Genomic DNA, 12,543 nt, shown 5'->3' with positions numbered 1-12,543 from the left:
GGCCAACCGTTCGGCGATGGTCGACGACTGTTGGTAGAGCTGCCGGGCCGTCTCACTCTGCCCACTGTCGCGGGCCAGGTCACCCAGCCGTTCATAGGAGATCGACAGGTTGCGGGCGTAGCTGGTGTTGTTGGGCTCGGCGCTGGTNGCTCTGCCCACTGTCGCGGGCCAGGTCACCCAACTTGTTGTAGGAGATCGACAGGTTAAGGGCGCAGCCGGGGTTGTCCGGTTCCAGGTCGTACCTGCGGTGATCGACAGCCAGGCAGGTGGTGAAGATGCTGCGGGCGTCGGTCGAGCGGCCGTGATCGCGGGCGAGCATGCCGAGCGTGTCGCCGGCAGCGCTCAGGTCAGCCTGAACAGTAATAGGCAGATCGGCGACGTGGCCGGCGGTCAGCAGCGCGGTGTGGGCGCGGCACAGGCTGTCGAGGAGGCTGACCCGCACCCCCGAGGGTTGGTCGACGGCGGGCGAGCTTTGATCGATTGCCCTGGTGCGGCCAGCGCAGCGCCGCACCAGGGCGGGGTAGCTGCCGGCGAGAGCGACCGCGGCGACATCGGCGACGGCCGGGGTGCCGGCCAGCCGGATCAGCACGTCGAGGACCCGTTCGACCTGCGCGTCGGAGCGCATGGCCAGCAACCGGTTCAGGAGCGTCAGACCATGGTCGTCGTGTTCGCCCAGGACTCTAGCCACGAGGGCTTCGCCGAGACGGTCGGGGCGCAGCGGATTCCATCGGTCCGGCCCGTCGTACAGGTCGCGCAGCCATCGATCGACCCGATGGCGTACGGGCGCAGCGGCAGCGTCGGCCACCAGGTCCAGCAAGGCTCCGGCTTCGGCGTCGTCGCGGGCTCCCGCGAGGGTGGACAGGGCCACGCACAGACGCACCGTCGGCCGGTCGAGGTCGGGCACGCGGCGATACCAGCGCCGCGCTTCGTGGTCGAGCGCGCGATCCACCGGCGGCTGCTCCCCGGATCGCCAATCCGGCCCGGACAGTGCCGCGTCGAACGCCTCCAGCAGCACATCCAGCGGACGGCTGTAGCGGGGGTCGGACAGGTCCACCTCGACCGGCGGAGCAGCCCAACCCGGACCGTTCCAGGCGCGGCCGAACGCGGTCAGCCCGGCGGTGAACAGCGTGTTCCGCTGCGGGTCGGTCAGGTCGGCCACCGCAGTGGAGGTGTCCACCGCGCTGTCCAACGCGCTGAGCGTGGCACCGGTAGCGGCCTCGGCCAACGGTGCCAACGCCTGCCCGGCCAGCGCCGTGGCGGAGGGACGGCCGAGCAGCAGCAGGCGTACCGGGGCCAGCGGGGACGCCGACCGGGTCAAGGCGGCGAGCCGGGCGGCCAACGCCACCGCGTCGCGTTCCTCGACGTAGTCCACGACGAGTAACCGGGGCACGGGCAACCGGTCGACGCCGGTGTCGTCGGCAGGCAGCAGCCCCGCCACCCAGCCGCGTGCCCGTTGCGCCCGGCACGCCTCGACCGCGAAGCGGGTCTTGCCGGTGCCGCCACCGGCGTCGATGTAGCGCATCGACAATCGCTCCGGCCGGTCGCACCACTCGTCGACGGTCGCCAGGATTCCGTCCCGGAACAGGTAGTCGACCACGGCGAACTCGGGCCGCAGCATCGTCGAGGGCTGGCCCGTACCGGGCTGCACCTGCGCATCGGTCCAGGGCTGTTCGACCAGGTCGTTGGCCCCGTCGACCGGTAGGACGGCATGCCAGCCGGCTCGGTCGGCCAGCACCGCCGCAGCTCCCGCCGCGGCGATCTGCTCGCCGTACGCGGTCAGGTCGTCGGGCACACCCGGCCCGCCCGACAACAGGGCGGCGACCGGCGCGGCCCAGCCGCCGAGGTCGCTGTAGCGGTCACGGGTGGCGGTGACCACCCCCACCACCGCCCTGCGCGCCGGACACACCAACGGCGCCCCCGACAACCCCGGCGCGGCCTGACCGGCCTTCAACTGGAAGAACTCGTCACCGGTGACGCCTTCGAACACGAACGAGGCCGGTGCCCCCACCGGCACCCCACCCTCCTCCCGGGGTGGGAATCCGAACGCGTGACACGGCCCGGACAGCGGCTCGGCCCCGGCCAGCCACACACACGGATGAGTCTCGACCCACGCCGTCGTGTGACGCAGGCGTAGCAGCGCCAGGTCCGGGTACGGCCACAACGCCGTGTCGACCGGCGGCGCCGATCGGGCCAGCACGTCCGCAACCACCGGTTCGACGCCGACACCCGGATCGGCGGGCACCACCACCACGCCGCCGAGGGTCACCTGCTCGGCGGCGTCGTAGACGACGTGCGCCGCGGTGAGCACCCAGCCGGGAGCGACAAAGAAGCCGGTCCCCAGCACCGCCCGACCGTCCGCCTGCTCGATGCGTACGACGTGGCGGCGTAGTTGCCGTGAGTCGACTCGTGTGCGCATCCGCCCGCCCCAGGTCTCAGGTCGACTCGGGTCGCTTCCAGGTGAGGGTGACCGTGAGGCTCGCCTGACCGTCGGCTTCGACGAGCAGACCGGTCAGCTTGCCGGCCTTGGCGGTCAACGCCAGTCCGAACTCGACGCTCGCTTCGGACGGCTTGACCCGTTCCCACACCTGCCCCAGCTCGGCGGCGACAGCTTCCACGGTGTCCCGGACACCGTCGAAGGACATCGCCCGGTCCAGGGTGACGGTCTGCGGGCCACCGCCTTCGGCGAGCTTGACGAAGAACTCCGTCCCGCCGGCCTCGACCCGTGCCACCTGCCCCACTCGCCCCTGCCCTGCCTGCACCCGCAGCCCCTTCCGCCCCGCCGGACCGGCACGTAGCCATCCCGCTGCCCTACGTGGCAGCGCGGCACGAGCAGTCTCATTCGGCCGCACCCGGGGCGCAACTTCCGCACCAGCCGGGGTCAGAACAACGACAGCGGTGAGCCCACCCTCACGTCCGCTGGTCGGCCGGGACCAGGACGCCGCTGCCGGACCAGTTGATGTCCTCGTGTGAGATCGCCTTGTCCGGTTCGTCGTCCTCGTCCAGCGTGGAGTAGCCCGCGAAGTAGCGTCCGAAGCCGTACCCGCCGGCCTTCAGCGTGGCCAACGCCCACGGCCGCAACTGGTCGCGCAGCTTGTCCGGGGTACGTCGGTCGACCGGCACGCGGATGACTCCGAGCAGGTCGTACCACTCGTCGACCGTCCCGGCGTCGACCACGCGACAGAGCGAGAAGGCGTGCCGCACCGGCGGCTCCGGATCGATCCACCTGACCTCATCGAGCATGGCCCCTCCTTGATAGCCGGATCCTCCCCGCAGGATCGCGCAAGTCGCCGTTTATATCAAGAGGATGTAAGTTCGTGTTGGTGTCGCGTATGGTCCTGAAGGGATCGCTGACGATGGACAGCAGGAGTAGAGATGACATCGAAGACTTCAAGCGCGTCGCGCAGGTCGACACCGCCACTCACCTCGCCCACCGTGCAGGCGTGGGAGCTTGGACTACGGCTGCGTGAGCGCCGTGAAGAAGTGGGGATGACGGCGGTCGCGGCGGGTCGGGCCAGCGGCATCACGCAGGCGTACATCTCGGGGGTCGAAGCCGGGCGGGTGAAGCTGCCGGGCGACCGGCTGGCACAGCTTGTCAAGGTCTATGAGCTTGACCCCTCCGACGCCACCGAGCTAGAGGAGTTGCGGGTCGCGGCCATGCGGCGGGCCTGGTGGCACCAGTATTCGCAGCTCTTCCCGGCCGACTTCCTCCGCTTTCTGGGGTACGAGGCCGGCGCCGAGCACGTCCGTAGCTACCACAACGAGCTGTTGCACGGCCTGTTGCAGACCGAGGAGTACGCGCGCGCGGTCATCCGGGGCGGCAACACCTACGTCCGGTTGACTGAGATGGACCGGCGGGTCGCTGTGCGGATGGCGCGGCAGCAGCGGCTCGACGGCGACCACCCGTTGCGGCTGACCGCCGTGATCAGTGAGGGCGCGCTGCGGCAGCAGGTGGGCGGCCCGGAGGTGATGCGCGCCCAGCTCGACCACCTCGATCGACTGCTGACCGAGCGCCCGGAGCAGTTCGAGATCCGGGTGATGCCGTTCGCCGCCGGAGCGCATCCCGCACTCGGCGGTCCGTTTCAGGTCCTGTCGTTTCCGTCGCCCTGGCTGCCCGATCTCGTCTGGCAGGAGGTGCTGACGTCCAGCGACATCATCGACCAGTCCAGCCGGGTCGCGGACTACGTCGTGACCTTCGCCGAGGCGCGGGAGCGGGCGCTAAGCTCGGCGGAGTCGCTGGTGCTGATCCGGCGGATCGCCAAGGAGATGACGTGATGGCCGCCCGTCCCACCCCCGATCGTGGCTGGTTCAAGTCCTCCCGGAGTTCGGATAACGCTGCCTGCGTCGAGGTGCGGTTCGTCGGTGGCGCGGTGGACGTTNGACACCAAGGACCGCACCGGCCCGACGCTCGCCTTCGACGGCCGATCCTGGGCCAACTTCCTGACCGGCCTCAAGGCCGAGTCGGGCCAGTAAGCCGGCGTCGCTCGGTGGTATTTGCAACCGGGCGTCGGACAGTTCGCTCTCCTTGACCCGGTTGCCCTTCAACACGGTGAATGTGGCTGTGGTCAGTCCCGTACTCGTGACCTCGATGAGGGTGCGCCTTGCATAGGCAAAGTCCATCGACCAGTCCATCCGTCACCGACTACCAGGTGACGTTCGCCGAGGCGCGGGAACGCGCGTTAGGCTCGGACGACTCGCTCGACCTGATCCGCCGGATCGCCAAGGAGATGACGTGACCTCGTCGCACCGCCTCCCCGGGCAGGGCTGGTTCAAGTCCTCCCGCAGTTCAGACAACGCCAACTGTGTCGAGGTGCGGTTCGTCGGTGGCGCGGTGGACGTCNGACACCAAGGACCGCACCGGCCCGACGCTCGCCTTCGACGGCCGATCCTGGGCCACCTTTGTGACCGGCCTCAAGGCCGACACGACGAGCTGACAGCCGGCCACCTCGCGCTGACCCGGATCGCCCCGACCAGCGGCCTTGACGGCCGGAGCAGATCCCGGCCGAAGCTCCCGCCGTGGCGGATCGACGCCCCGGGTGGTCCCGGGTCAGATGGATGCCGGGAAGTTGGCCTTGGCCGCGCGGCCGACCAGGGCGGTGAGGGCCGCGTCCACCCCGGCTCCGACAAGGCCCCCCGCGAGCGGGATGCCCTTGGCCAGGGTGATGGCCGAGCGCTGCGTCCCGTACTTGGCGAGGAGCATGAAGCCGACCCGTTCGTTGATCTTCCGGATGACGGCGATGGGGATCGCTTTGATCAGTTGCGCGGTCACCTTCGTGCCGACCTTGACGCCCACCCCGTGCAGCGTGGTCGCCAGCGTCCCGCCGGCGGTCGTGAGCGTGATGAAGGTCTGGACGTGCGGGTCCGAGATGTCGTAGCCCCGCAGGTAGGCGATCGAGCCGACGAGTCGCGCGTTGATCACCAGTGACCCGGCGATGTTCGCGGGAAGCGTCACGGGCATGGTCACGAAACCGCCCAGGCCGGTGACGAACCCGTTCGTCGAGGCCGTGCCCACCGCCTCGACGATGAGCCGGTCGATCACCCGCTCGATCGCCGCCTCGGTCGCCTGGTCACGCAGGGGCCCGTCGTCGGGGCCGACAACCGGGCCGCCGTCCGCCGCGATGGCCTTGCTGAGGCGGGCATCCGCGTAGGCAACCGACCCGGTTATCGGGCCGACCCCGTCTCGGATGACCTTCACGGTGGTGTTCTGGAAGAAGCGGACCACCGCGTTGGAGGAACCCTCACCGTGTTCGCCCGTCTCGGGCTCGTTCGCGTCCATCGTCTTTCCTTCTCGACAGCCGGGGTGCGGTCGTGCCGCAGACGTGGAGATTAGACGACACTCCACATCGGAACGACCGGTCCGAGAGGCGTTGGTTCGCAAAGCCGTTGATAGCGGACGTGCAGTCGGGAAGTCGACTGCATCGATTGGCCCGATCGAATGGGCGGGCCGTCGATATTCGGCTGAGAACGACGGCGTTTTCGGCCTACGCTCCTGACCTGCCCGCCACCAGCAGGGGGAGACCGGACGCCGCACATGACCGGTCGGGCGCGGATGGTTCGTCGCGGTCCGAACTCGATCGACAGGACGTCGGGTGGGTCCTACGGTTGCGCGGTGCGCCCTGGAGAGATCGTCGTCGCTGTCGAGCAGGTACGCACCCTGATCGAACAGCAGTTCCCCGAATGGTCGGACCTGCCGATCGTTCCGCAGCCGTTGACCGGCACTGACAACGCGCTGTTCCGGTTGGGTGATTGCCTGACGGCACGGTTACCACGGGCGCGGTGGGCGGTCGACCAGGTGGCGACTGACGTGAACTGGCTGCCGCGACTGGCGCCGCATCTTCCGGTGTCGGTACCGGTGCCGGTCGCGGTCGGCCGGCCGGGCGGGGACTATCCGTGGCCGTGGACGGTCGTCCCGTGGCTGGACGGGCACAATCCGGACGCCGGGCAGGACCTCGCCGACATCGCCGTCGACCTCGCCGGCTTCGTGCGCGCGATGATCGCGATCGACCCGATGGGCGGCCCGGTCAAGAACGGGATTCAGCGCGGCGTACCCCTGGCGCAGCGGGATGAGTTGACCCGCCGGTCGATCACGGCGCTGGGCAACCGGATCGACGGGCGGGCGGTGACCGCAGCGTGGGACGAGGCGATGGCGGCGGACGAGTGGCCCGGACCCCCGGTGTGGCTGCACGGTGACCTCCTGCAAGGGAACCTGTTGGTCGACCGCGGCAGGCTCACCGGAGTGATTGACTTCGGCGGCCTCGGCCGCGGCGATCCGGCGGTCGAGGTGCGGCCGGGCTGGAGTCTGTTCGATGCCCGCGCACGGGCCGCCTACCGGGAAGCGCTCGGATTCGACGAGGCGACCTGGGTACGTGGGTGGGCCTGGATGCTGTCGGGCTCCCTCTACTGGCTGGCGGACCTGTGGGACTCGATCAGCGCGGCCGACCGCGAGGACACGATGCGGCACCTCGACCACATCGTGCGTCACCGCCACGACTGACCTGCGGTCCCGCCCGCGAGCGGCGTGACTGCTCCCGGCGCGCCCAGCGGTCGCCGGCCGGTCACCCGGGCAAATTCGGCTGCGCGCACGACCGCTCCGCCCTACCCTCGGCGAGCAGCCGGACCACCTCGGACGGCGGATCGGAGGAAGCGCCACGATGACGAGCCACCTCTACGCGATCAGCGTCGACGCGGGGGAGCCGCTGCGGCTCGCGCGCTTCTGGGCGGAACTGCTCGGCCGGGAGGTCGTCGACGACCCGTACGAGGGGGTCTCGCTCCGGCCCGACGGCGACCCGGGCTTCCGCATCCGGTTCCTCCCGACCGACGCGCCGAAGGTCGGGCAGAACCGGGTGCACTTCGACCTGACCAGCGCCGCACCGGAGGACCAGCGGAAGACGGTGGACCGGGCGCTCGGGGAGGGCGGCCGGCACGTCGACATCGGGCAGCGGGGCGACGAGGGGCATGTGGTGCTCGCCGATCCGGAGGGCAACGAGTTCTGCGTCATCGAGGCGGGCAACAGGTTCCTCGCCGGCTGCGGGCTCGTCGGCGCCGTCAACTGCGACGGTACGCAGGCGGCCGGCTACTTCTGGCGGGACGCGTTGGGCTGGCCGCTGGTCTGGGACCAGGACGAGGAGACCGCGATCCAGTCCCCGCGCGGCGGCGCGAAGATCACCTGGAGTGGCCCGCCGTTGATGCCCCGGCACGGCCGGGACCGCGTACACCTGGACCTTGCCCCACCGGCCGGCGCGGACCGGGAGGCCGAGATCGACCGGCTGGTGGCGCTCGGCGCCACCCGGGTCGGCGCGGGCCGGCACACCGTCGATGACGTGGTGCTCGCGGACCCCGACGGCACCGAGTTCTGTGTGCTGACGCCCCGGTGACGGTGCCGCGCCCCTGCGGACGCGGCATGGTTCGGCCCCCGGCTGAGCNTGGCGGGGTCGGAGAGCCCGTGATGCCGCCACTTCAGCGAAATGGTGTCGATCAAGGAGCCGGAGGCCGCCACTTCGGCGTAGTGGTGTTGATCAAGGGGTGGGGTTGAGGCCGGCACGCGACGTGAGCCATCCACGCCTTCAGGTTTGCAGGCGGCCTGCCGGAAACTCCGGCCCAGCCCCGAGCGGCACGCCGAACGGGTGCCGGCCCCGTCACACCTGGATGTCGAAGCGTTGCAGCACCGAGGGCGCGACCAGCCCCAGCGCGGCGAGCGCCGCCACCACGGTCAGCACCGTCCGCAGCACGACGGTCTCGGCCTTGCTGCCGGTGCGCAGCGCGATCTTGTTGGGCAGGCCGATCATCGTCCACATCCGCCGTTTGATCGGGATGGGCCAGAGGATCGGCACGCCGGCCCGGGTGATCATGTCGCCGAGGATGTGCACGAAGCAGCCCACGCCAACCGCGAGACCGATCATCGGATAGCCGCGGTCGCCGGGCAGGTTGGCGAACGTGAACCAGGCTGCGGCGGCCGACACCAGCGTGATGACCACCCAGCCGGCCCGCTCGGCCCACTCGTCGAAGAGCCCGCGTAGCGCCAGCCCGATCATGAAGAACAGGATGCTGACCACCGCCCACTTGCCGTAGTGGGCGCAGAGCGCGGTGGTGCCCCACCCGACCAGCGCGGTGAACGGGACGGTGTGGGTCAGCGTGCGGTGCCCGTTGTTGCGACGCGGGTCCTTGCTGAGCTTGGTGGCGTAGTAGACGCCGAGCGAGATCTTCTCCACCACCTCGGCGACGAAGAGGCTGAACACGCCGAAGGTCCGCGCCACGGTCGCGCCACCCTGGTTGCGGGTGACCTTGCCGGAGAGGTCCAGGTCGGGAAAGAGCGCCCCGCCCGCGCAGACCGCCGTGCCCACCGCCAGCGCCAACGGCGTCTGGTGGTAATCGGCGAACTGGTCCAGCGCCCAGGAGCCGGTCAGCCATACCGCCGCGCCGGACAGCGCGTGGGACGGTCCCATCATCTCGGCTCGCCCTCCCCAAGATCTTGATCGACAAACTACGCCACTGTAGTCAGTCGGTGCGACGGTCCGACGCGCGCCGGGTCATCCCGCCGTGCGGGTGGGCCGGATCGGGCGGATGCTGTCCCGGATCAGGGTGAACTGCTCCTCGGCGGCGGCCCAGTCGGCATCGGTGGTGCTCAGGCCGAGCGTCCACCCGGCCTCCTCGCCGGGCAGCACCCGCAACGCGTGCATGCGTTCGCCGAACGGCGCGGTCCAGCGGCACTCCCACTCCGCGCCGTCACCGTCGGCGGCGAGCCGTACCTTCTGGTATTGCGGCAACCGGCCGGCGGAGGTCAGGTCCCGCTCGGCCGAGCGGAGCCGGCCCACCGGGTCCCCGCCCGGGTAGGGCTCGACGCCGAGGATGCGCCGGGTGGCCGGGTCCTGGAAGCAGGTGGTGTCGCCGGAACGGAGCTGGAGCCACCCGGCGGGCAGGGCGATGTGGAACCCGCCCGTGTCGGCCGGCCAGACCCAGCCGGCGGGCACGGTCACCGCCGGGTCGGCCGGCGGCGGTCCCTTCTGCACCGGCGTGCCCGCCACGTCGGGTCGGATGCAGGGGAACGGCGGGGGTGGCGGCCCGCCCGGACCACCGGGCGCGCCGGGCGGTCGGTCCCAGGGCTGGCCGACCGGGTCGTCGTGCCGGTCGTCGCTCGGTGAACCGTCCCCGTCGACGGCGAGGGCGGTGCCGACGCCGGTCACCACCGCCAGCACCGCGGCGCCCGCGGCGAGGCCCCAGCGTCGGGGCGTCATCCGGAACCGGTCGTCGTCGCCGCCCAGCGCGTCGCCCGTCGGGCGGCCGTGGCCGGTCCCCCCGCCGCCCGCGCCGTGGGCGGCCCGGACGCCGCCGCCCGACACGGGTACGCCGAGGGCCGCGCCGTCCGCCGCGCGACCGCCGTGGAGCGCGCCGCTTCCCGTCCCGTCGCCGCCGAGGGCGCCGCTGTCGACCGGACCGGTGGTGACGGGGGACGGGCCCGTCGTGCGGGCGCCGCTGGCTGCGGGGGTGTGCACGGGGCTGACGGCGTCGGCCCGGGTGGCGGGCCCCTCGGGGCCGACCGGGCTGCCCGGGTTCACGAAGCTGGTCAGGACCGTGGGACCCAGCCCGCCGACCGGCCGGTCGGGAACGTCCCGGCCGGTGCCGTGGTCATCCGGCCGGTCCGGCTCGTCGGTGCGGCGCTCCGCGGTCGAGCCGGCCGGCGACGCCGCGTCGTCCTCGGTCGGTCGCGCCCACTCGCTGCGCCGCGCCGCCCGGTTCCAGGCACGGGCGGCGGCGGCCGGTGGCATCAGGTCCGGATAGCCGACGGTCGGCCGGTCCGGTGTCGCCGTGTCGTCCCAGCCCTCCGGGTCGGTCGTCCCGGGCCGGCCCGGCATGCCGCCGGTCGGGTGCCCCGGTCTTCCGCCAAAGCCCTCCACCAGCGGATCGGCGCGTCCGGCCCCGCTCGTCGGCGCGGCGGCGCGTCCGGTTTCGCTCGTCGCTGGCGGTACGACGCCGGCCCCGCTCGTGGGTGGAGTCGCACGTCCGGTCGCGCTGGTGGGCGCAACGGCGCGGCCCGTCGCGTTGACGGGCGGCATGGGGCGTCCGGCTGCGCCGGTGGGCGGGCCCGTGCGTTCGGAGTCGCCGGTGGACGCGACGGCGGGTCCGGAGCGGGGGATCGGCGGGACGGCGATGCTGGAGCCGGCCAGCGGCGGAACGGCGGGCCCGGACCGGGGGATCGGCGGCACGGTGAGGCTGGAGCCGGACAGCGGCGGAACGGCCGGTCCGGACCGGGGGATCGGCGGGGCGGTCGCGCCGGGCCGCTCCGTCGCGACCGTCGCCGTCCGGCCCGGCCCGGCGGCGGGCGGCTCGGCGGCGGCCGGTGGCTCGGCGGCGGCGCTGGTGAGCAGTCGGGCGGTGTCGTCGTGGCCGAGGCGGTTACGTGGGTTGCGGCGCAGCAGCCCGACCAGCACCGGCGCCAGCGGGCCGGCGTGGGGTGCCGGGTCCGGCGGTTGACTGGCCAGCGCGGCCAGCGTCGCCATCGCGGTGCTGCGGGCGTACGGCGAGCGGCCCTCCACGGCGGCGTGCAGGGTGGCGCCCAGCGACCACAGGTCCGCCTCGGCGCTGGAGACCCCCTCGGCGGCGCGTTCCGGCGCGACGTACTGCGGGGAGCCGAGGACCAGGCCGGGGCGGGTCATCGCGCCGTCGCCGCCCTCGAACACGGCCAGCCCGAAGTCGGTGAGCAGGACCCGCCCGTCCAGGGCCAGCAGCACGTTCGCGGGTTTCACGTCCCGGTGCAGCACCCCGGCCCGGTGGGCGGCGCGCAGCGCGGCGTGCACCGCCAGCCCGATCTCGGCGGCCCGTCGGGGCGGTAGCCGACCGTCCGTCTCGATGATCTCCTGGAGCGACCGGGACGGGACGTACTCCATGATCAGCCACGGGTCGCCGTTGACCCGGACCACGTCGTAGACCCGGACCACGTTGGGGTGGCTGAGCTGGGCAGCCGTGCGCGCCTCGCGCAGCGTGCGGGCCCGCAGCTCGTCCCGCTCGTCCTCGGCGAGCCAGTTCGGCAGCAACACCTGCTTCACCGCGACCTCGCGCTGAAGCTCCTCGTCCCGAGCCCGCCAGACCTGACCCATCCCACCGCGTCCGACCAGCTCGATCAGGCGGTATCGTCCGGCGATCACCACGTCCCGCACCGCACTCCTCACCGCTGGGCGTGGTCCACAATAGCCAACGGATCGGACGGGACCTATCCGGTCGGAGCGGCAGGAGTCAGCTTGCCGCCCCGGCCAGCAGGTTCCCCTCCGGGATGGCGACGGCGGACCGGCCCCCGGCCAGCAGCGCGGCGGCCCGGCGGGACTGGAACGTGTGGTGTTCCCGGCGGGCGGCGGCGTAGCTGCCGGCGGTGCGGGCCGCGATGGCCGACCAGGCGTAGCGCTCGGTCACCATGGCGCGGGCCCTGCGCGCCACCCGGCGGGCGAACACCTCGTCGTCGAGCAGCCGGTCGACGGCGCCGGCCAGCGCGTCCGGGTCGCCGTGCGGGAAGGTCACCCCGGTAACCCCGGGCTCGACGATCTCGGCCAACCCGCCGGTGTGCGCCACCGCGAGCGGAGCGCCGGCCGCCGCCGCCTCCAGCGCGATCATGCCGAACGGCTCGTAGAGGCTGGGGATCACGGTCGCGTCGGTGGCGGCGAGCACCGCCGGGAGCTGCGTGGCGTCCATGAAGCCGGCGAACCGGACGGTGTCGCCGAGGTGCAGCCGCCGCGCCTGGTCGACCAGTTCGTCCCGGTACGGGCCGTCCCCGGCGATCACCACCCGCAGGCCGGGATGCCGCTGCGCCAGGTGCGGCACGGCGTGCACCAGGTGCTGCACGCCCTTCTCGTAGACCAGCCGGCCGGCGTACCCGATCAGCGGCCCGTCCCCGGCGAAGCGGGCGCGGGCGGCGGCGACCGCGTGCGGGCGGGCCCGCCAGGCCCGGTCGTCGACGCCGTTGGGCACCACGTCGACGCGCCCGGCCGGCACGTCGAACAGCCGCACCACCTGGTCGCGCATGTAGCCGGAGCAGGCGATGACCCGGGCCGAGGTGTTGCT

At 72.4% G+C, this 12,543-nt stretch carries 13 protein-coding genes and 2 pseudogenes; 8 read left to right on the top strand and 7 right to left on the bottom strand.

Annotated features, from left to right (window positions below; all coding sequences use genetic code 11):
* Positions 1–91: 91 nt before the first annotated feature.
* From B1205_RS14210 to B1205_RS14200, 3 genes are all read right to left on the bottom strand, one after another.
* Entirely contained in the window at positions 92–2,416 is a 2,325-nt protein-coding gene (locus tag B1205_RS14210; RefSeq protein WP_089156054.1) for a trypsin-like peptidase domain-containing protein, read from the bottom strand.
* A gap of 16 nt (positions 2,417–2,432) precedes the next feature.
* Positions 2,433–2,729, bottom strand: coding sequence for a CU044_2847 family protein (locus tag B1205_RS14205; protein ID WP_140158045.1), 297 nt, complete (start codon positions 2,727–2,729; stop codon positions 2,433–2,435).
* A 178-nt stretch (positions 2,730–2,907) separates the two neighbouring features.
* Positions 2,908–3,240, bottom strand: a complete 333-nt coding sequence (locus B1205_RS14200) for a hypothetical protein (RefSeq protein ID WP_089156052.1) — start codon at positions 3,238–3,240, stop codon at positions 2,908–2,910.
* A gap of 132 nt (positions 3,241–3,372) precedes the next feature.
* Here B1205_RS14200 and B1205_RS14195 point away from each other — a divergent pair, with 132 nt between their 5' ends.
* The 6 genes and pseudogenes from B1205_RS14195 (at position 3,373) to B1205_RS32935 (ending at position 4,931) form a co-directional block, all read left to right on the top strand.
* Positions 3,373–4,272: a helix-turn-helix domain-containing protein gene (locus B1205_RS14195; RefSeq protein WP_089156051.1), complete on the top strand. Its 900-nt coding sequence runs from the start codon at positions 3,373–3,375 to the stop codon at positions 4,270–4,272.
* Positions 4,272–4,337 (top strand): annotated as a pseudogene (locus B1205_RS31540) (hypothetical protein); the annotation flags it as partial. The gene B1205_RS14195 and the pseudogene B1205_RS31540, both read left to right, overlap by 1 nt.
* 22 nt (positions 4,338–4,359) lie before the next feature.
* Positions 4,360–4,470 (top strand): DUF397 domain-containing protein, encoded by a 111-nt coding sequence (locus tag B1205_RS32940; protein WP_369597288.1) that lies wholly within the window; start codon positions 4,360–4,362, stop codon positions 4,468–4,470.
* Between the two features lie 128 nt (positions 4,471–4,598).
* On the top strand, positions 4,599–4,733 hold the full coding sequence (locus tag B1205_RS31535; protein ID WP_254909941.1) for a hypothetical protein: 135 nt from the start codon (positions 4,599–4,601) through the stop codon (positions 4,731–4,733).
* Positions 4,730–4,798: pseudogene (locus B1205_RS31530) on the top strand (hypothetical protein); the annotation flags it as partial. The gene B1205_RS31535 and the pseudogene B1205_RS31530, both read left to right, overlap by 4 nt.
* Before the next feature lies 1 nt (position 4,799).
* Entirely contained in the window at positions 4,800–4,931 is a 132-nt protein-coding gene (locus B1205_RS32935) for a DUF397 domain-containing protein (protein WP_089156049.1), read from the top strand.
* A 113-nt stretch (positions 4,932–5,044) separates the two neighbouring features.
* On the opposite strand, the gene B1205_RS14175 is transcribed toward B1205_RS32935, so the two are convergent.
* Positions 5,045–5,773, bottom strand: coding sequence for an EcsC family protein (locus B1205_RS14175; protein ID WP_089156048.1), 729 nt, complete (start codon positions 5,771–5,773; stop codon positions 5,045–5,047).
* 333 nt (positions 5,774–6,106) lie between these two features.
* Between B1205_RS14175 and B1205_RS14170 the strand changes: the two genes are divergently transcribed.
* Positions 6,107–6,991: an aminoglycoside phosphotransferase family protein gene (locus B1205_RS14170; protein ID WP_176308596.1), complete on the top strand. Its 885-nt coding sequence runs from the start codon at positions 6,107–6,109 to the stop codon at positions 6,989–6,991.
* 157 nt (positions 6,992–7,148) lie between these two features.
* Positions 7,149–7,871, top strand: coding sequence for a VOC family protein (locus tag B1205_RS14165; RefSeq protein WP_089156046.1), 723 nt, complete (start codon positions 7,149–7,151; stop codon positions 7,869–7,871).
* 261 nt (positions 7,872–8,132) lie between these two features.
* On the opposite strand, the gene B1205_RS14160 is transcribed toward B1205_RS14165, so the two are convergent.
* The 3 genes from B1205_RS14160 to B1205_RS14150 form a co-directional block, all read right to left on the bottom strand.
* Positions 8,133–8,942: a metal-dependent hydrolase gene (locus B1205_RS14160; protein ID WP_089156045.1), complete on the bottom strand. Its 810-nt coding sequence runs from the start codon at positions 8,940–8,942 to the stop codon at positions 8,133–8,135.
* A gap of 81 nt (positions 8,943–9,023) precedes the next feature.
* Complete coding sequence (locus B1205_RS33420) at positions 9,024–11,648, bottom strand: serine/threonine protein kinase (protein ID WP_089156044.1); 2,625 nt, start codon at positions 11,646–11,648, stop codon at positions 9,024–9,026.
* A 76-nt stretch (positions 11,649–11,724) separates the two neighbouring features.
* The coding region (locus tag B1205_RS14150) for a glycosyltransferase family 4 protein (protein WP_254909940.1) at positions 11,725–12,543 on the bottom strand (819 nt) is incomplete at its 5' end.

It is taken from the genome of Micromonospora sp. NBS 11-29, assembly GCF_002140155.1.
GTDB lineage: Bacteria > Actinomycetota > Actinomycetes > Mycobacteriales > Micromonosporaceae > Micromonospora.
Note: the sequence above shows the minus strand (reverse complement) of the source record. Positions and strands in the feature narration are given on the sequence as shown.